This window comes from Clostridium sp. (genome assembly GCF_036781005.1).
Classification (GTDB): Bacteria; Bacillota; Clostridia; order Clostridiales; family Clostridiaceae; genus Clostridium_B.
The window spans coordinates 18715-38525 of sequence record NZ_DAIQBT010000032.1 but is presented as its reverse complement, the minus strand read 5'-3'; the positions used below and the strand labels follow the sequence as shown (position 1 = coordinate 38525).

The following is a 19811-nucleotide window of genomic DNA, read 5'->3' as shown; positions in this document are numbered from 1 at the left end:
AACAAGCCACCTTTTCTAGTAAAATTGTTCTCAAAATCAATTTTATACTATGAATGGTGGTTTTTTATTATTTTCAGAATATTTTTTTCTACAAGTCTTAATTACCATTTATATGGATATTAGGTGTCCGTATGTCAGCCTGCTCACCACGATTTTGCCGTTGCTTATTATTGGGGAAATCACCTGAGTAGGTCTTGCCAACCAGCACATGACCTGCATATTTCTCGTTGGTTAATATAGTTTGGATCGAACGCTTTGACCAGGCATCCTTACCCTGTGGTGATTTAATACCTTGGTTCTCAAGCTCCCGGATAATCGAAACAATACTGCTGCCATTTAAATATAAGTCATAAATCAGACGGACTACTTTTGCCGCTTCCTCATCAATGATAAGATCGCCGTTTTCGTCCTGTTGATAGCCAAAACACTTCCGGGAATACAGCTTTGAATTCCCGGAGATGAACCCGCGCTTCAAGCCCCATTTGATTGCTTCCCCCGTGGACTCGCTCTCCGCCTGGGCAATAGCACTTAGGGCCGATATCAGTATATCATTATCCGTTTCGCTGGTCCGGAGGTTCTCCTGATGAAAGATGATTTCAACTCCAAGGCTCTTAAGCCGGCTTACCGTTTCAAGTAAATCAACTGTATTTCTGGCAAAGCGGCTGATGGTTTTCACAACAACAATGTCAATCCGATTTTCATAGCAGTCGAAAATCATCTTCTGAAACCCGTAACGCGCTGCATTACCGCCGGAATCCTTGTCTGTATAGACCTCATACAACATCCACTTTGGATTGCAGGCTACATATTGCTTCAGCGTCTTGATTTGGATATCCAAACTTTCGTCCTGCGATTCGTGCGTTGTGCTAACGCGGCAGTAAATGGCGACCTTTTTCAGCGACTGACGAGCAGCCGGTATCATCGTCACTTTTAATTTCGGAGTATCATCGGACATAACTTCACCTCCAATCAGTAAGCATAAGGTTGTACTAAAACGCAATTTTACTAGAAGTAAAACGGAGTCTATAAAACTGTTGAACCCATTCAGGATATGCTTCGTATTCTTTATTATTTGATAATTGTGCGAGCGTTCTGTTTCCTACACGTTTATCAAGGATAGCCAGTATTTTAATAATGTAATTATCGGATTCTAAAGCTATTTTAATTGACATACTACGAAATTTCAAGGCGGCATCAAGAAAATCCATTTCATAATATGTACAGTTCTTGTCCCATTCTGGTTTCAACTGTTCTATCGCATCTTCGTAGCTCAGCTTTGGATCTTTTTTATGAACAGCAGAAACGGCATATTCCTGGTGATACATCTCTATCCATGAAAAGCAAACAAGTTCCGTGCCATCAAAACGGATAGAAGCTCTTCCATATGAATTATGGACATCATGATATCTGGTAAGAAAATAAGTTATTCTATTTATTAGTGCTTCGCACAAAAATTCATTCAGTTGCTTTTTTAGTCCAGCCCAAGATTTGTAATGTTCCATCCTAATCCCCCTCAGTTACAATCGTATCTAAGTATTATAATAATTTATTGGAAAATATTAGTCAATCTATGCGGAATGATAAGTAGTCAAAACCATAAAATCATCGTGTTTTTGGTTGTCAATTTCCAATAATAAGGCGAAATATAGGCCGCATTTTCGACTTGTTCCCACGCACACGCAAAAACCCTCAAAAACATCAATCCTATACTCTCACCAATGCCCAAAAACACAAAACATCTATCCTGTCCTATCGCGAAAGCCCGGTATCAATCCTGTTCTCTCGCGCTCAGTATAGCTTTTTGGACTTGTTCCCACGGGACGAAAAAGTGTGGTTGTAAACAACCTGTTTTCAACATAAAAGACTACTAAAAATGCCTTTTTTAACCCTATTTTTCTACCCGTGACATCAATACCACCGTCTCAACGTGCCCCGTTTGTGGAAACATATCCACAGGCTGTACCTTTTCGACCCTATACTCAAAATCCCTTAAAATAGCTAAATCTCTTGCAAGGGTTGCAGGATCACAGGATACATAAACTATTGTCCTTGGCTTCATATCCCCAATGGAATGAAGAATTGCCTCCTCACATCCCTTTCTTGGAGGATCCACTAGCACCACATCTGCTTTTATCCCTTTTTCTATAAGTTCTGGTATTACCTTTTCCGACTTTCCTACTATAAATTCCACATTTTCTATGCCGTTTTCTCTGGCATTCATATTAGCATTTTCTATGGCCTGGGGAATTACTTCCACTCCATAAACTTTTTTAGCTTTCTGTGATAAAAACAGAGATATGGTTCCTGTTCCACAATATGCATCAAATACAACTTCATTTCCAGTCAATCCTGCATACTCTAATACCTTATTATAGAGTACCTCTGTCTGCAGGGGATTTACCTGAAAAAATGACAATGGGGATATATTAAACTTGAACTTCTCTATATAATCGTTTATGGTGTCATTGCCCCAGAGGGTTATGCACTTTTCTCCCATTATTACATTAGTTCTATTCTTATTTATATTTTGTATTATACTTTTTATTTGGGATATATTTTTAGTTATTATTTCTATAAACTCCCTTTTATACGGTAAGTGGTTCGCTGCAGTTACTATTACCACCATAACTTCGCCTGTAGTAAAAGCTTCTCTTATCATTATATGTCTTACAATACCTTTACCATTCTTTTCATTATAAGGCTCAATATTATATTTCTCAATCCACTGTCTAATTAGCGTAACTATTTTGTCAGAAGTTTCACTTTGTATAAAACAACTGCTCATATTGATTATCTCATGAGTTTTCTTTGCATAAAATCCTATGTCTATACCATTTCTTGATCTGCCTACTGGAAGTTGTACCTTATTTCTGTACCTATAGGGACTTTCCATGCCTATGGTATGGTATAGCTTTGTTACAACTTCATGTTGATGAATACCCTCTTCTCCTGAAATTACCTGAAGTTTACCTATTCTCTCCAAACAATCTTTAACTCTGTTTTCTTTAAAGGATAGTTGTCCATTATAGGATAAATGCTGAAGCTGACATCCTCCGCACCTTTTATATATGCCACATATAGGAGTTGCCCTGTGTTTTGATACCTCAATTACTTCTATTAATTTGGCAAAAGCAAAGTTTTTATTTACTTTTAAAGCTTTTACCTTTACCTTTTCTCCCTGGATAGCTCCTGGTACAAAAATTGTAAAACCTTCTACTTTTCCTACGCCCTCTCCTTGATATCCCATTCCATCTATAGTTAAAACATATTCTTTATTCTTTTCTATTTTACTTGCCATAAATTCACCTACTAAAAAAAATTGCACCTGTAAAGGTGCTTAAATATGGAATCAGTTGTCTCTTATTTTCCCATCATATAATTTTAACCATATATTTCTCTAATATACAATAAATTTATGTAAATTTTTAGTGAACATTTTTTACATTATATTAGCTCTTCCATTGTATACTATTCCTCTTATAATATCCATAGTTATAAATGTACCTGTTTTTAATATTTCAGTAGCTCCTCCAGCTCCACAGATAATAGGTATTTCTCTTGTAAGACACTCAATAGCAAGATGGGATGTTAATCCTCCATTTTCTGCTATAACTCCTGAAACTCTATCTAATACATCCATATATTCTATATCTAAATCTTTAACTACTAAAATATCTCCATCCTCAACTATCTCTTTGGCATCTTTAGGTTTATAGACTATTTTGGTGTTTCCATACCCTGGTCTCACTCCTGCCCCTCTACCTTGAACCAATATATCTCCAACTATATGAACTTTCAACATATTTGTGGTACCAGAATAACTAACTGGTATACCCGCTGCTATAATTACCAAATCTCCTTTTTTCACATAACCGCTTTTTAATGCTATTTTTACTGAATCCTCTATTAATTCATCTGTAGAATCCACTCTTTTACTGAGTATAGGAAATACTCCCCAATTTAATGCAAGCTTTCTAGCTACCTTATCACTAGGGGTTACAGCTATAATATGACATTGTGGTCTGTATTTTGAAACCATTCTGGCAGTATGCCCGCTTTGCGTAGCAGTTACTATAGCAGAAGCTTTTAATTCCGAAGCAGTAGTACAAGTAGCCAAACTTATAGCATTAGGTACATTTTGTATGTGAACTTCCCTTCTTTTCTTTAATAGAGAATCATAGTCGATTTCCTCTTCTGCTGCCTGGGCTATTCTTGCCATAGTCTGTGCCGCTTCTACAGGATATTTTCCATTGGCAGTTTCACCGCTTAACATTATGGCATCTGTTCCGTCAAATATAGCATTAGCTATATCTGATGCTTCGGCTCTGGTGGGTCTTGGATTTCTTATCATAGAATCAAGCATCTGAGTTGCAGTTATAACGGGTTTCCCTGCTTTATTACATTTTTGTATTATGATTTTTTGTATCAAGGGTACCTGTTCTATAAGAATTTCCACTCCCATATCTCCCCTTGCTACCATTATTCCATCAGAAAACTTTATTATTTCATCTATATTGTCGACACCCTCCTGATTTTCAATTTTAGAGAATACTTGTATATCTTGTCCTCCATTTGCCTCCAGTATTTTTCTTATGGTAAGTACATCAGAAGCTTTTCTTATAAAAGAAGCAGCTATCATATCCACCCCGACTTTACATCCAAATATCAAATCCTCTTTATCCTTTTCAGTTAAGGCCGGCAATGAGATAGACACTCCAGGTACATTTACACCCTTGTGATTACTGACTGTTCCATTATTTTTAACTATACAGCATATTTTATTGTCTTCAACCTTATCTATTTCCAATGCAACTAATCCATCATCTATTAGTATACTGTCTCCTTTTTTCAAGTCATTACTTAAACCATCATAGGTTATGGAACATTTTGTGTTATCTCCCAAGATGTTGTCTCCACAGTACAGGGTGAATTTATCTCCCTCTTTCAACTGGGCCTTGCCATTTTGAAAGTCCCCTGTCCTTATTTCAGGTCCTTTAGTATCCAGCATAATCGCTATAGGTTTATTGTATTTTTCTCTAAGCTTCTTTACTGTATTTATTCTCTTCTCATGACTTGGATAATCTCCATGAGAAAAATTGTGTCTGGTTACATTCATGCCAGCTTCAATAAGTTTTGATAAAATTTCTTCTGAATCACTGGTAGGTCCAATTGTAAAAATCATTTTAGTTTTTTGCATAATTGCCATACTCTCCTTATACAAAATATATTTTTTACCATTATCATGCTAATGCCTGTGCTATTTCATATAATTTCTCATCAAATATTCTTGGCATTTGTAAAGCCTCATCTATGTTTAAATCAATAATCTTCTCTTCTTTAATCCCAATAACCCGTGAAGTCTTTCCCTCTTCCAGCAATTCAACTGCTCTATATCCAAACCTTGAAGCTAATATTCTGTCCCTGCAGGTAGGACTACCTCCCCTTTGAATGTGTCCTAATTTTGTAGCCCTGGCTTCTATTCCGGTAACATACTGTATCTTTCGAGCTAAAGCTTCTCCTCCCCCTATACCTTCTGCCAAAACTATCAAATTATGAACCTTACCATTTAATTTTGCTTCCAGTACATTTTTGCACAATTCTTCTTCTTCATATCCTTTTTCCGGTATAATTATATTTTCAGCTCCACCGGCAAGCCCGGCATAAAGAGCTATATCGCCACAATTTCTACCCATAACCTCTACAATGCTCACTCTTTGATGTGCCGTGGAAGTATCTCTTAATTTATTAATGGCATCTAGAACTGTATTTGCTGCTGTATCAAAACCTATGGTAAAATCTGTATAAGCCATGTCATTATCTATAGTTCCGGGTATGCCTATGGTAGATATTCCTAGTTTGGATAATTCCTGAGCTCCCCTGAAGGACCCATCTCCACCTATTACCACCAGTCCGTCCACTTGAAACTTTTCCAGTATACCCACTGCTATCTTTTTACCTTTATCTGTTTTAAACTCTTCTGATCTGGCAGTCTTCAATATGGTGCCTCCCCGTTGTATAATATCTGCCACAGTTTCTCTTTCCATAGGTATTACTTCGCCATTCATAAGTCCCCTATATCCTCTTTCTATCCCCAGTATATTGAAGTCTTTATCCAGAGCAGTCCTCACTACTGCTCTTATAGCAGCATTCATACCCGGCGCATCTCCCCCACTAGTTAACACAGCTATCTTTTTCATAAACAAACCTCCCATAATTGCAGGGAATAAAGTATCCCTGTGAATTCAAAACAAACTTTCATCTAATCTATATAATCTTATTTATACCACACTTATATATTTTTTACCATAAAATAATGCAGTATACTCATTCACAATTACGCTAAAAAAAGTTTTCTTTAATATTTTGTTTACTTTATAATAAAATATACAAATTTAATCTTATATAATTTTTACATTGTTATCTCCAAATCTTTTTTTCAATATTCCCATAAGAGCTGGATCTGATTTTACCCAAAAATCCCTATCCATCCTAAATTTTCTTCTTTCCTTTTGTGTGCATAAATACACCGGGATATTTCCACTAAAATCTATAAGTAAAGGTTTTACTTCTTTCAAAGTATCTTTTATATCCTGCTGTTCTTTAATTAATATATAAAGTTTTTCCGTATCTATTCTTATGAGGGATTCTATAATTTCACAGATCAACTTGGGCTGTTCCTCTTCTCTGATACTTATTCTGCCTTTTACCAAAATCAAAGAATCATCATAAATTAAACTCTTGAATTTTTGGAAGTTTTTGGAGAATATTATTGCTTCTATTCCCCCATATAAATCTTCTAATCTGGCAAAAGCCATCATGTCATTATTCTTGGTAATTTTTCTGGATACCTCTGATAATATTCCTCCCACTATTACCTTATCTCCATCTCTTACTCTAGATTCTTCCATGAAACTTTCCTCCAAGGTCTCCTGAATTACTATATCTGATATTTTAGTATCCGTCTGTAATTTTAAAGTTTTCTCGTACTCATCTAAAGGGTGACCTGAAAGATACAGTCCTGTCATTTCTTTTTCCATGGAAAGCATATCTCTTTTTAAAAATTCTTTTACATCAGGATATTGTATTTCTATACTGCTGTCTTTTATCTCGGAAAAAAGACTTAGCTGTCCTTTTATATTTTTTTTCCTTGAGTTTATGACACTGTCAATTATCTTTTCATACACCATACTCAGCTGAGAGCGATATTTACCGAAACAATCAAAAGCTCCCGCTTTAATTAAGCTTTCCACTACTCTTTTATTTATTGATTGTATCTCTATGTTACTGCAAAAATCCACTAAATCCTTAAATTTACCGTATTTTAATCTAGATTTAACTATACTGTCTATTATATTCTCCCCTACGTTTTTTACAGCTGACAATCCAAACCTTATTTTTCCATCTTCTACTGTAAATTTTGCATAACTTTCATTAATACTAGGTGGAAGTACTTCTATCCCAATTCCCTTCGCAAATCTTATATAATACGCCACCTTTTCACTATCACCTTTTACACTATTTAGCATTGCCGCCGTAAATTCTGTAGGATAATAATACATTAAATATGCTGTTTGAAATGCCACTACAGCATATGCAGCAGCATGGGATTTGTTAAATGCATAGGATGCAAAATCTATCATGGAATCAAATATGTCATTAGCGGCCTTTTCTGATATACCATTTCTTATACATCCAGGTATTTCTACTTTTCCATCCTCATCTACTATACCATATACAAAGTTACGCCTTTCCTCTTCCATGACATGGTGTTTTTTCTTGGACATAGCACGTCTTACCAAGTCACTTCTTCCCATGGAGTAACCAGCCAGATCTCTTACAATCTGCATTACCTGTTCCTGATACACCATACACCCATAAGTAACAGATAGTATGTGTTCAAGCTTTGGAGTTACATAACTTATTTTGCAGACACTATTCTTATTTTTAATATATTTTGGTATTTCAGCCATGGGACCAGGCCTATAAAGACTTATTCCAGCTATTATATCCTCTAGGGAACTAGGTTTTAATTCTTTCATAAAAGAAGTCATCCCCGGGGATTCAAGCTGAAAAACCCCTACAGTTTTTCCCTGTCCTATCATATCATACACTGCTTTATCATCATAATCTATATTATCTAAGTCAATGCTTTCTCCCTTATTTTCTTTAATCATGGTAAGAGCATCTCTTAAAACCGTTAAAGTCTTAAGTCCTAAAAAATCCATTTTTAATAATCCAAGTTCCTCTAAGGTATTCATAGTAAACTGAGTCACTATATTACCTTCATTTTTCTGGAGGGGTACATAATTTACCAAAGGTTTTGAAGCTATAACAACCCCTGCAGCATGGGTGGAAGTATGCCTTGGGAGGCCTTCAAGTGCTCTTGCCACATCTATTAGTTCTTTAGTTCTAGGCTCCTCTTCATAGGCTTCCTTAAATTCAGGATTAACCTCGAGAGCCTTGTCTATGGTTATATTTGAGATTGTAGGAATCATCTTAGCTATTCTATCCACTTCTCCATAGGGGTAATTCATTGCCCTTCCCACATCTCTTATACATGCTCTGGCAGCCATAGTTCCAAAAGTTACAATTTGTGATACATTGTCTTTGCCGTATTTTTCTATAACATAGTCTATAACCTCTCCACGCCTTTCATAACAAAAATCACTATCAATATCTGGCATGGATATCCTTTCTGGATTTAAAAAACGTTCAAATATAAGGTTATATTTTATAGGATCTATTTTGGTAATTCCAAGGGTGTATGCAACTATGGATCCAGCTCCACTACCTCTGCCCGGTCCTGTCATAATTCCATTTTGTGTTGCAAATCTTATGAAATCCCAAACTATTAGAAAATAATCCACATATCCCATTTTCTTTATTACACCTAATTCATATTCCAATCTGTCTATTAAATTATCATCTATATTTTTATATCTTTTTTCAAGTCCTTCATAACATAGTTTCCTCATATACTCATAAAGATTTATACCTTCCTCCAGTGGAAATTTAGGCAGTTTTGAATTGTGAAACTCATAGTCGAAGTTGCACTGCTCCGCTATTTTAACCGTATTTTCCAAAGCTTCTGGTACATAAGAGAATATTTCATACATTTGTTCTGGAGATTTTAAATAAAATTCGTCTGAAGGATATCTCATCCTCTGTTCTTCATCTACAGTTTTCCCTGTCTGTATACAAAGCAGTATATCGTGAGACCTGTAATCTTCCTTTTTTATATAGTGTACATCATTTGTTGCAACTAAAGGAATATTAAGTTCTTTTGACATGGATATAAGTTCTTTATTTATTTTAATCTGTTGTTCTATGCCATGATATTGAAGTTCAAGATAAAAGCCTTCTCTAAATATGCTTTTATAAAAAAGGGCTATTTCCCTGGCTGTCTTCACATCATCTTTTAGTATATTTGCCTGTACCTCTCCTCCCATACAAGCACTTAATGCTATGAGTCCCTCACTATGTTCCCTTAGATAATCATGGTCTACTCTAGGTTTATAATAAAATCCTTCAATTGAAGCTGTGGATACTATTTTCATCAAATTTTTATATCCTTCTTTATTTTTTACCAGAAGTACCAAGTGATAGTTTTCGTTTTGCCCATTATTTTGCTTTACATACATGGATTTTTGGCATACATATATTTCACAGCCTATTATAGGCTTTATTCCCTGCGCTTTGGCTTCTTTGTAAAACTCTACACAGCCATACATGCTGCCATGATCTGTTATAGCAATACTATCCATATCCAACTCCTTGGCCCTAGATATAAGTTCTGAAATTTTAGCTGAAGAATCTAAGAGAGAATATTCTGTATGCTGGTGTAAACTTACCCATTTATATCTCTTATCACCCATTTAAAATAGTATTCCTCCTTTTTAAAATTCTTTGTGAACTGGGATATTTTTTCCACAGTCTTCGGATAAAAAATAACCGGCCGCCTCGCCAGTCTATCTTACATTAAAGTCCTATAAAGTATATTATTTTCTTATTATCCTTGCAGATAAAATGCATTTTCCAGCTATGTTCTTATTATTAAACATATTTGCCTCTACCTTACAGTGATTTACCCCAAGATCTATTACATCAATATATATTTCAACCTGATTATTTATTTGCACTGGTTTTATAAAATATGTACTTATACTATCTACTGTAAGCATATTAGCATTACTTTTCTGCCTTAAAGTTACAATAGCCATGGTAGATAAAATCATATTCAAAGAACTCCAGGAAGCTGTGCCTACATCGCTTAACATCTCAGGAGTTATTTTACCTATAAAACAAAATTTATCATCCCTTACCTGACACTGGAACTTTTCCAATATCATATCTTCTAATGTTTCTCCTGATTGAGGCTGCCTTGCCATGTAGTGAAGTGCTTTTATTATATCCCCTTTAGTTATAATCCCTATGAGTTTTTTATGATTCACTACTGGAAATACCTCACACCCCTTCAAATCCATTATGTGTGCTGTATAAGCTACTGTAGTTTTAGGTTTTACCACAATGGGGTCTTTACGCATTATCTTACTTAAAAGTTCATTATCTGAACCACCTTTTAACAAATCCTCAGAAGATAAAATTCCTACCACTCTTTTCTGATTATCTACTACAGGATATATTTTATAATTAATTTTTTCCATAACTTTTTTCCAAGTATATACCGTATCTGTATTCTCAAGGTAACAAGGATCATTTTGCATTATGTCCTCTACAAGAACTATTTCTTTTTTTATCAAATTTTCTGAAAGTGCTCTGTTTATCATACTTGCCACTGTAAAAGTGTCATAATTTGTAGATATTATAGGAAGACATTTCTTATTTGCCAATTTCTTTATATCCCCACTACATTTAAAACCTCCTGTTATAAGAACTCCTGCCCCGTTTAAAAGGGCAAGTTTTTGAACATCCTCTCTATTACCTGTTATTACCAGGCAGTCTTTTTCTATATACTTCTTCATAGCATCTATGGTCATGGCTCCTATTATAAAATGATGTAATATCTTATATACTCCTTCTTTTCCTCCAAGCAAATTTCCGTCTATGATATTTATAACATCTCCATAAGTTAATTTTTCTATATTTTTCTTTTCAATCTTTTCTATTCTTACGGTTCCCACTCTTGGAATGGTAGTAACTATACCACTATCAGCAGAATGTTTTATTGCTCTATATACGGTTCCATGACTAACACCTAATTCACTTGCTACACTCCTAACTGAAATTCTAGTTCCAGCTTTTAATGAAAGTATATATTTCATCAGCTTTTCATGTTTTGACATTCACAAAGTTCCTACCTTTCTTTTCTTAGCTCCTCCGCTATTTTTTCAATTCTTCTAAGCCTATGATTTACCCCTGATTTACCTACCTTAGGGGTGAGCATTTCACCTAATTCCTTCAAGGATTCATCTGGATATTTTAGTCTTAATTGTGCAATTTCTTTTAAATTAGTAGGAAGCCTATTTAATCCTATTTCTCTTTGTATAAGCTTTATACTTTCAGATTGTCTTACAGATGCATTTACAGTTTTACTTAAATTTGCAGTTTCACAATTCACAAGTCTATTCACATTATTTCTCATTTCTTTTATTATTCTTATATTTTCCAATTCAAGAAGAGAGGAATGAGCTCCTATAATATTTAATAAATCTACTATTTGTTCTCCTTCTTTAATGTAAATTATAAAACTATTTTTTCTCTGTATTACTTTGGAGTTTAAGCCATATCCATTTATAAGTTTACTTAATTCCTTGGCATATTCGTTGTTATGTGTAACAAATTCAAGGTGATAGGTCTTCTCTGGATTGCTGATACTGCCTCCTCCTAAAAAAGCTCCTTTAATATATGCTCTTTTAAGTTCTTCACTTCCTATAATATTTTTAGGTATACTGTAATCCAGAGAAAAAACTCCCTCTTCTTCTTTTAAAATCCCCACCTTTTTAAGTAAAGATTTTACATTCACATTCTCTGTTATCATTATCATATAAACATTATTTTTCTTAAAAGAATTATTTTTTTTAACAAGTATTTTAGTGTGTATATTGAATTTATCCTTTAATATCCTAAATATAAGCCGGGCAGTAGCCGCATTTTCAGTAACTATTTTAAAATTAAATTGTTTATTTGAACCTAAAAGCAATGTTCCACTCACTTTCATTATTGCAGATAATTCCGCCACCGCTTCCTTTTCACTCATAATTTTATATCTACAAATTTCATTTTTTACTTTTAATGAAAATGACATTTCTCTCTCCCACTTACTTTTTATTTTCTTTTAATCTTTCTGACAAATAGAAATATTCTATTCTCTTCTTTCTATCATACAATAGTTTTTTATCCATAATAGTTTCTATTAATATGGACGCCAATTTTTCAGAGTTATGCCTTATCAATCCATTTTTAATGCTTATAAAATCCCCTTCAATAACTTTTACCCCTAGAGAAGATACCTTGTCATCGTTTATCTTTACCAGGTGAGATTCTTCTTCTTTATATTTCCCCTCAAGTTCCATATCTATCTTTCCCACATTGACAATAACATAATCCATTATATCATTTCCTACATGCTTAAAAATAGTACTTATATGATCCTCCACAGAAAATCCATCCGTTTCTCCAGGCTGTGTCATTATATTTGAAACATACAGCCTTATGGCCGGAGTTTTTCTTACTGCATTTGCTATATCTTTTACCAAAAGATTTGGTATTACACTGGTATAAAGACTCCCCGGTCCAAGTATTATAGCATCTGCTTCCAAGATGGCATCCACTGCTTCTCTTAATGCCCTAGCATTTTCAGGTTCTATAAATATTTTATCTATATGGGTGTTTTGAATAATAGCTTGATTTGGAATGTTTGACTCTCCAGATACTATATTTCCATTTTTTAATTTAGCCCTTAATATCAAGTTATCCAGAGTAACTGGCATTACCCTTCCTGTTACTGCAAGTACAGAACTCATTTTATGAACGGCCTCCTCAAAGTTTCCCGATATACCATCCATAGCTGCTAGAAATAAATTACCAAAACTCTGATTTTTCAATCTTCCATCTTTAAACCTGTACTGCAGAAGTTCTTCCATAAGAGGTTCCGTATCTGCAAGAGCCATTATGCAGTTTCTTATATCTCCCGGGGGAAGCATTCCAAGGTCTTCTCTAAGATCTCCTGATCCCCCTCCATCATCTGCCACAGTGACTATAGCAGTTATGTTGGAAGTATAATACTTAAGCCCTCTAAGCATAGTAGAAAGACCAGTACCTCCACCTATAGCAACAATTTTAGGTCCTTTAACCAACAGACGTTTCTCATATATCAGACTTTCCAACTTTTTAGAATCTAAAGATACACTTAAATACCCTTTATTTATAAGTGCTATTATAGATCTCATTCCTTGGGTTATGGAAATATATACTACAAAAATTCCTGATACCATTAAAAATATATAAAAGGATATATAATAAGGGTTATAAAACCTTCTATTTATAAATTCAATTACTCCAAATATTATAAAAAGTACTCCCATAGCTCCCAGCATAACCCATCTCTTAACCTTAATTCCAGGCCTAAACCAGTCTATAATCTTCATAGCTTTTTACCACCTTTAATATCTTCTTCTATATCCCTGTGGTCTATATTCACTCTATGGCCATTATCTTTTAATCTATTATAAATAGTGTTTGCAATAGTCACAGAACGATGTCTTCCTCCCGTACACCCTATGGATACAATAAGCTGTCTTTTACCTTCTTTTAAATAATTTGGTATTAAGAATTCCAGCATGTCTTCCAACTTATCTATAAATTCAACAGTCTCTTTAAAGTCCATTATATAATCTACTACAATTTTATCCCTGCCGGAATGCCTTTTAAGTTCAGGAATATAGAAAGGATTAGGCAGGAATCTCACATCAAATACCAAATCCGAATCAACAGGTATACCATATTTAAATCCAAAAGAAAGTACTGTGACTATTAATTGAGTTTCCATCTGACCTTCTTCGGAATATATCCTTGTTATCTCTTCTCTAAGTTCTCTTGTGGCCAACTTAGATGTATCAATTATGTTATCTGACCTGTCTTTTATTTCCCTAAGTCTATTTCTTTCCATAAGTATTCCATTTACAATTCTGCCATCAGGTGCTAGAGGATGTTTTCTTCTGGATTCCTTGAATCTTTTAATCAGCACTTCATCTGAAGCATCTAAAAATAGTATTTCATACTTATACCCTTGTTTTTGTAGATAATTGATACTTTCAAATATATCATCAAAAAACTGTCCTCCCCTTATATCTATGACAAGAGCTATCTTATCAATTTTTCCCTCAGTTTGATAACAGGCCTCTGCAAATTTGGGTATTAGTGCAGGAGGCAAGTTATCCACACAAAAAAATCCTAAATCCTCCAAGTTTCTTATAGCTTGAGTTTTTCCGGCTCCAGACAATCCTGTTACTATAACAAATCTCACAGTTACATCCCTCCATGAGCAATATTTTATCCTAACGCTTTTAAATTCACAATTACAGTACATATTGATTTCTTAATTATAACATAACCAAACTGCCACAATAAAACACAACTAAAAAGGAGAATACAGTGTAACCTACACTAATCCTCCAGCTTTAATCCTCTACCTTCAACTAGTCTTCCCCTATAATCCTAACTTCAGTATATAAATCTATATCAAAGTTTTGCCTTACTTTGTCCTGTACAATAGATATTAAAGTCAAAATATCCTTTGCCGTAGCATTTCCTTTGTTTATTATAAAGCCAGAATGCTTCTGAGACACCTGTGCATCTCCTACACTCTTTCCCTTTAAGCCACTATCTTCTATGAGCTTTGCAGCAAAATGTCCCTGTGGCCTTTTAAAGGTGCTTCCTGCGGAGGCATATTCTAAAGGTTGTTTTTCATTTCTCCTCCTGCTTAAATCCTCTATGCGATTCATTATACTTTCTTTATCACCCTTTTCCAGGTTAAATGTAACTTCTAAAATAGTATACCCATTTTTTAATATGGAACTCATTCTATATCCAAGCTCCATTTCCTCCATGTTAAGTACTACTATTTCTCCATTATTACATATAACCTTTGCACTTTCTATTACATTTGAGATCTCTCCATTATAGGCACCTGCATTCATTGTAACCGCTCCACCAACACTTCCCGGTATTCCACAAGCAAACTCAAATCCCGTTAAACAATTTTCTAATGCTGTAGTTGAAATATCCTTCAGTGATGCACCGCTTTCCGTAATAATTTTATTTTCTTTAACCTGAATTTTATTTAGCTTTACAAGCTTAATCATTACCCCTCTTATTCCACCATCTTTTACCAGCAGATTAGAGCCATTTCCCATTATATAATAAGGTATATTCTCTTTTTTGCAAAATTTTACTGCAGCTACTACCTGGTTGAAATCTTTAGGGGTAAGCAATATATCTACAGGTCCTCCCACCTTAAATGAGGTATGTTCTTTCATAGGCTCATCTATTTTTATATCTTCTATATCTAATATCTCCCTTAACCTTATAGCAAAATTTTCAAACTTATTCATTGTAAATATTCTCCTCGAAAATTAAAATTATGTATCATACTCAGTATAATGTATGTATAATTCTTAATCAATATTTAGATATACTCCTCCTGAAATCATTAATATAATAACCGCTGCATCATTTTATACTACTAATTATAATATATTATATTACACCAATATATTGCCATATAAATCTAAATTCATTTAGCTTTTATATCCTCTAAAATAAGAAACTATACTTTCTGCCGTACGCATATCTATAGAGGGAGTACTTATAAGCTCCTCTATACTTGCTTTTTTTATATTTTCCACACTTAAAAACTTTTTTAAAAGTTCTTTTCTCCTTTTAACTCCTACATTGGGTATATCCTCTAATACAGAATGAAGTACCCTTTTGCTTCTCAGACTCCTATGGTAAGTTACAGCAAATCTATGAACTTCATCCTGTATTCTGGTAATAAGTTTAATTGTATTGGAGTCTCTACTTATTGCCATCTCCTCATTTCCATAAATGAGTCCTCTGGTTCTATGTTTATCGTCTTTTACCATACCACATACAGGTATATTTATATGAAATTCTTTTAGCACTTCAAGAGCTGCATTTACTTGAATTTTTCCTCCATCCATAAGAATCAAATCAGGAAACAAGCTAAATTTTCCTGCACTAAATTCCAATTCCTTTTCTTTTATTCTCTTTATTTCTTCCATACCATTTTGAAATCTTCTTCTTAAAATCTCCTTCATACTCTCATAATCATTAGCTCCCTTTACTCCATTAATTTTAAATCTCCTATAATCATTATGCTTTGCCCTACCATTTTCAAAGACCACCATGGTACCCACAGAATCTACCCCCTGAATATTAGATACATCGTAGGCTTCTATTCTGTGTGGTATATCATCTAGGTTAAGTATTTTCATAAGTTCTTCTAGGGATGTTTCATACATTTCTTTATCTTGAATGAACTTAAATTTAAAATTCTTTAAAGTTGTTCTGGCATTTTTTTCTACCAAATTTAAAATCAACTTTTTTTCACCTTTTTGAGGTATTTTAATATATACCTTGGAATTCTTTTTAATACTAAGCCAATCTTCCAATAATTGAATATCATAAATTTCTGGTACATATATGGTTTTTGCTATATATGCGGTACCCCCATAAAATTCTTTGATAAAATTTGCCACTATTTCGCTCTTAGGAATATCCTGTGTATCCTCTATAATAAAATGTTCTCTTCCTATTATTTTTCCTGTTCTTGAAAAAAACACTTGAATACAACTATCCTTTTCGTCAGAGTGTATATTTATAAAGTCTTCATCTTCAAAGCTACCAGTGGTTATTTTTTGTTTTTCCATAATCTTTTCCAGTGAAAAAATCTTATCCCTCAGTTCCGCCGCCTTCTCAAACTCCATATTTTGGGATAAAATATCCATATCATGTTTTAATTTTTTGATTATATCTTTGTTCTTTCCTGATAAAAATTCTATAACTCCAGATATAATTTCCCCGTATTCCTCTTTGGTAATATATCCAGCACAAGGTGCCCTGCACAATCCTATATGATAATTCAGACAAGGCCTACCCTTTACATTTCCTCTTTTTATATTCAGTCTGCAATCCCTTATAGGAAATATCTTTTTTATGATCTCCATAGTTTCATAGACTGCACTGGTACTTATATAAGGTCCAAAATATTTTGCACCGTCTTTTATCTTATTTCTGGCACATATTATTCTTGGGAAATCCTCATTTAAAGTTATTTTTATAAGTGGATATATTTTATCATCTTTTAACAATATATTATATCTGGGCCTGTATTTTTTTATCAAGTTACACTCTAGCACAAGAGCTTCCATTTCAGAATCTGTAACTATATACTCAAACTCTGAAATATGTTTAACCATTGTTTTAACTTTTTCTGAATGGTTTTTAGAGTTCTGAAAATATTGCCTGACTCTATTTTTTAAAACCTTTGCTTTTCCTACATATATTACTTCTCCCAAAGAATTTTTCATTAAATATACTCCAGGTTTATCTGGCAATATTTTTAACTGCTTTTGAAAATCAAACACTTAATTCACTCCTAAGATTATTTATATATAACTGGAAGTTTATATATAGTAAATAAAAGCCCGAATATCATTAAAAGTTCTTCTATAGTACATCCAATTTTAGAATTTGTCTTATAAGTTAAGGGCATTTTCAATTTTTTATTTTTAAAGGGATAAAATAGTGGTACTCCTCTATCTGTAATCATGTCACACAACAGGTGCATTCCATAACCTATAATAAAATAGTATACCAAATAATGTAAGTTATACATATTCCCTAAATACCCTATAATAAAGGAGAACATTATCATTCCTGTTAAACTATGAGTTAGTCCATTTCTGTGAGTAGATAAGGCCACTATAAAAAATGATATACTAATAGCCTTTATTACAGGTTCTCCTTTATATAAATAATCATACCACAGCAATATTGTTCCTAAACAGCTGTAAAAAACCATTTTAGTGAGCTTGTTTCTAAAAGGAAGTATATATTTATTTATTATACTTTTTGGATGATCTATATCAGGGAGCACAGATGCAAATATTACCACAAGTATACCAATATAATTAAACTTTCCAGGGAGCATATCATAAACGGATAAAAAAGTAACTACTCCAACACCTGCATGGGTTTTGCCTTTCATATTTTCTCCTTTAAAAACAATTATAATATCAAATTTCCATTTAACGACTTTTTAAGTACCTATATTATAACATTAAATTCAGAGAAACTTTATCTTTTACCGCTAAAATTCCCTATAAAAATTAAAATTTAAACTATTTTCGAAGGGCAGTTCTTATTACTTCCGATGCTATGGTGGCTGCTAGTTTTCCTCCTTGTCCTCCATTCTCCACAATTACTGCCACCGCTACCTGAGGATCCTCGTAGGGTGCAAATCCTATAAACCAGGCATGGGGAGCTGAATCTTTACCCTGCGACTCATTATCCGCTGTTCCCGTTTTTCCTGCTACTTCTACTCCTTCTACTGAAGCATTGGTTCCCGTTCCTGATTCTACTACAGATCTCATTGCATCTTTCATGGTAGCAGCTACATCCGAAGAAATTATCTGTCCTACCTGCTCTGGCTGTATACCCTTTACTTCCTCCCCCTGACTATTGGTTACATCACTTACCAGGTGAGGCTTCATAAGAATCCCTCCATTTGCTATAGTACTTGTAACCACTGCCATTTGAAGAGGACTTGCCAAGTCACTGCTTTGCCCTATGGCACTTTGGGCTATACTTCCTTTTTCATAGGATTTCAACTCTGGAAATTTACTAGGCTCCACAGAAATACCGTCTGCAGGAATTTCCTTGTTAAAGAAAAACTTTTCTGCAGTTTGTTTCAGCTTTTCATTTCCAAGTTCAAGGCCTAGAGAACCAAAATACACATTACTAGAATGAGTATATGCATCTTTAAAATTAATACTCCCTAAAACTTCTCCCTGAAAATTATGAAGAGTATAATCTCCCCCTATATATAACTCTCCAGTATCATTAAAATATCTTCCTTGAATTCCACTTATATTCTCTAAAGCACTTATGGCAGTTATAGTCTTAAAAGTAGAGCCCGGTGGATAGAGTCCCGCTGTAGCCCTATTTATAAGAGGTCTACTGTCATCTTTATTTAATTGCTCCCAAGTATTTGCTAAATCATTTGGATCAAAAGAGGGTTTTGATACCATAGCTATTATTTCTCCAGTTTTAGGGTTTAACACTACTACAGCTCCCTTGTTGTCTCCCAATAAATCATAGGCTGCCTTTTGCGTTTCTAGATCCAAAGTGGTTTTTAAACTATTCCCAACTTTTTTTTGAGTTTTCCCTTTATTTTTGATGAGACTTTTTATACTATCTTTGATATTGGTAGACATCAATTCTTCGTCATATTTTCTTTCAAGTCCTGTAATACCGTACTTGATATCCACATATCCCAATGCATGGGCAAACATTGCTCCGCCTGTATATTCTCTTTTCTGATTTTCTTGATTTAAAGGTTCGCTTTTAGTAAGGGCATTACCATTTCTATCATATATAGTTCCTCTGAGCACCTCATTTCTTTTTATCCATAATCTCCTGTTATAGGAATTATTTACTATACTAGGTCCAATGGACATCTCAAAATAAGTCATATAAGAGATGAGTGCTATGAAACATATTAAAAAAACCATCATTACCTTTTTTATATTATTCAATATGTCATTCAT

At 33.9% G+C, this 19811-nt stretch carries 14 protein-coding genes; all 14 read right to left on the bottom strand.

Going from position 1 to position 19811, the window contains the following annotated elements; translation table 11 throughout:
• Positions 1-97: 97 nt before the first annotated feature.
• The 14 genes from V7Q02_RS12360 to V7Q02_RS12295 all read right to left on the bottom strand — a co-directional run bounded on the left by V7Q02_RS12360 (position 98) and on the right by V7Q02_RS12295 (position 19811).
• Positions 98-955, bottom strand: a complete 858-nt coding sequence (locus tag V7Q02_RS12360) for a recombinase family protein (protein ID WP_333861324.1) — start codon at positions 953-955, stop codon at positions 98-100.
• A gap of 34 nt (positions 956-989) precedes the next feature.
• Complete coding sequence (locus V7Q02_RS12355) at positions 990-1502, bottom strand: SF0329 family protein (RefSeq protein ID WP_373845060.1); 513 nt, start codon at positions 1500-1502, stop codon at positions 990-992.
• A 386-nt stretch (positions 1503-1888) separates the two neighbouring features.
• On the bottom strand, positions 1889-3298 hold the full coding sequence (rlmD, locus tag V7Q02_RS12350; RefSeq protein WP_333861322.1) for a 23S rRNA (uracil(1939)-C(5))-methyltransferase RlmD: 1410 nt from the start codon (positions 3296-3298) through the stop codon (positions 1889-1891).
• 141 nt (positions 3299-3439) lie between these two features.
• Entirely contained in the window at positions 3440-5197 is a 1758-nt protein-coding gene (gene pyk / locus V7Q02_RS12345) for a pyruvate kinase (RefSeq protein WP_333861321.1), read from the bottom strand.
• A 43-nt stretch (positions 5198-5240) separates the two neighbouring features.
• Positions 5241-6197 carry a 6-phosphofructokinase gene (gene pfkA / locus V7Q02_RS12340; protein WP_333861320.1) on the bottom strand — a complete coding sequence of 319 codons (957 nt, stop codon included), beginning with the start codon at positions 6195-6197 and terminating at the stop codon, positions 5241-5243.
• Between the two features lie 201 nt (positions 6198-6398).
• Positions 6399-9875, bottom strand: a complete 3477-nt coding sequence (locus V7Q02_RS12335) for a DNA polymerase III subunit alpha (protein WP_333861319.1) — start codon at positions 9873-9875, stop codon at positions 6399-6401.
• A 123-nt stretch (positions 9876-9998) separates the two neighbouring features.
• Positions 9999-11303, bottom strand: a complete 1305-nt coding sequence (locus V7Q02_RS12330; protein ID WP_333861318.1) for a DRTGG domain-containing protein — start codon at positions 11301-11303, stop codon at positions 9999-10001.
• A gap of 11 nt (positions 11304-11314) precedes the next feature.
• Complete coding sequence (gene whiA / locus V7Q02_RS12325; RefSeq protein ID WP_333861317.1) at positions 11315-12265, bottom strand: DNA-binding protein WhiA; 951 nt, start codon at positions 12263-12265, stop codon at positions 11315-11317.
• A gap of 13 nt (positions 12266-12278) precedes the next feature.
• Entirely contained in the window at positions 12279-13607 is a 1329-nt protein-coding gene (locus V7Q02_RS12320) for a gluconeogenesis factor YvcK family protein (protein ID WP_333861316.1), read from the bottom strand.
• Positions 13604-14485, bottom strand: coding sequence for an RNase adapter RapZ (gene rapZ, locus V7Q02_RS12315; protein WP_333861315.1), 882 nt, complete (start codon positions 14483-14485; stop codon positions 13604-13606). The genes V7Q02_RS12320 and rapZ overlap by 4 nt, the downstream gene beginning before the upstream one ends.
• Positions 14486-14657: 172 nt before the next feature.
• Positions 14658-15572, bottom strand: coding sequence for a UDP-N-acetylmuramate dehydrogenase (gene murB / locus V7Q02_RS12310; RefSeq protein ID WP_333861314.1), 915 nt, complete (start codon positions 15570-15572; stop codon positions 14658-14660).
• A 186-nt stretch (positions 15573-15758) separates the two neighbouring features.
• Positions 15759-17627 carry an excinuclease ABC subunit UvrC gene (gene uvrC / locus V7Q02_RS12305; protein WP_333861313.1) on the bottom strand — a complete coding sequence of 623 codons (1869 nt, stop codon included), beginning with the start codon at positions 17625-17627 and terminating at the stop codon, positions 15759-15761.
• Positions 17628-17644: 17 nt separating this feature from the next.
• On the bottom strand, positions 17645-18250 hold the full coding sequence (locus V7Q02_RS12300; protein ID WP_333861312.1) for a metal-dependent hydrolase: 606 nt from the start codon (positions 18248-18250) through the stop codon (positions 17645-17647).
• Between the two features lie 133 nt (positions 18251-18383).
• Positions 18384-19811 (bottom strand): peptidoglycan D,D-transpeptidase FtsI family protein, encoded by a 1428-nt coding sequence (locus tag V7Q02_RS12295; RefSeq protein ID WP_333861311.1) that lies wholly within the window; start codon positions 19809-19811, stop codon positions 18384-18386.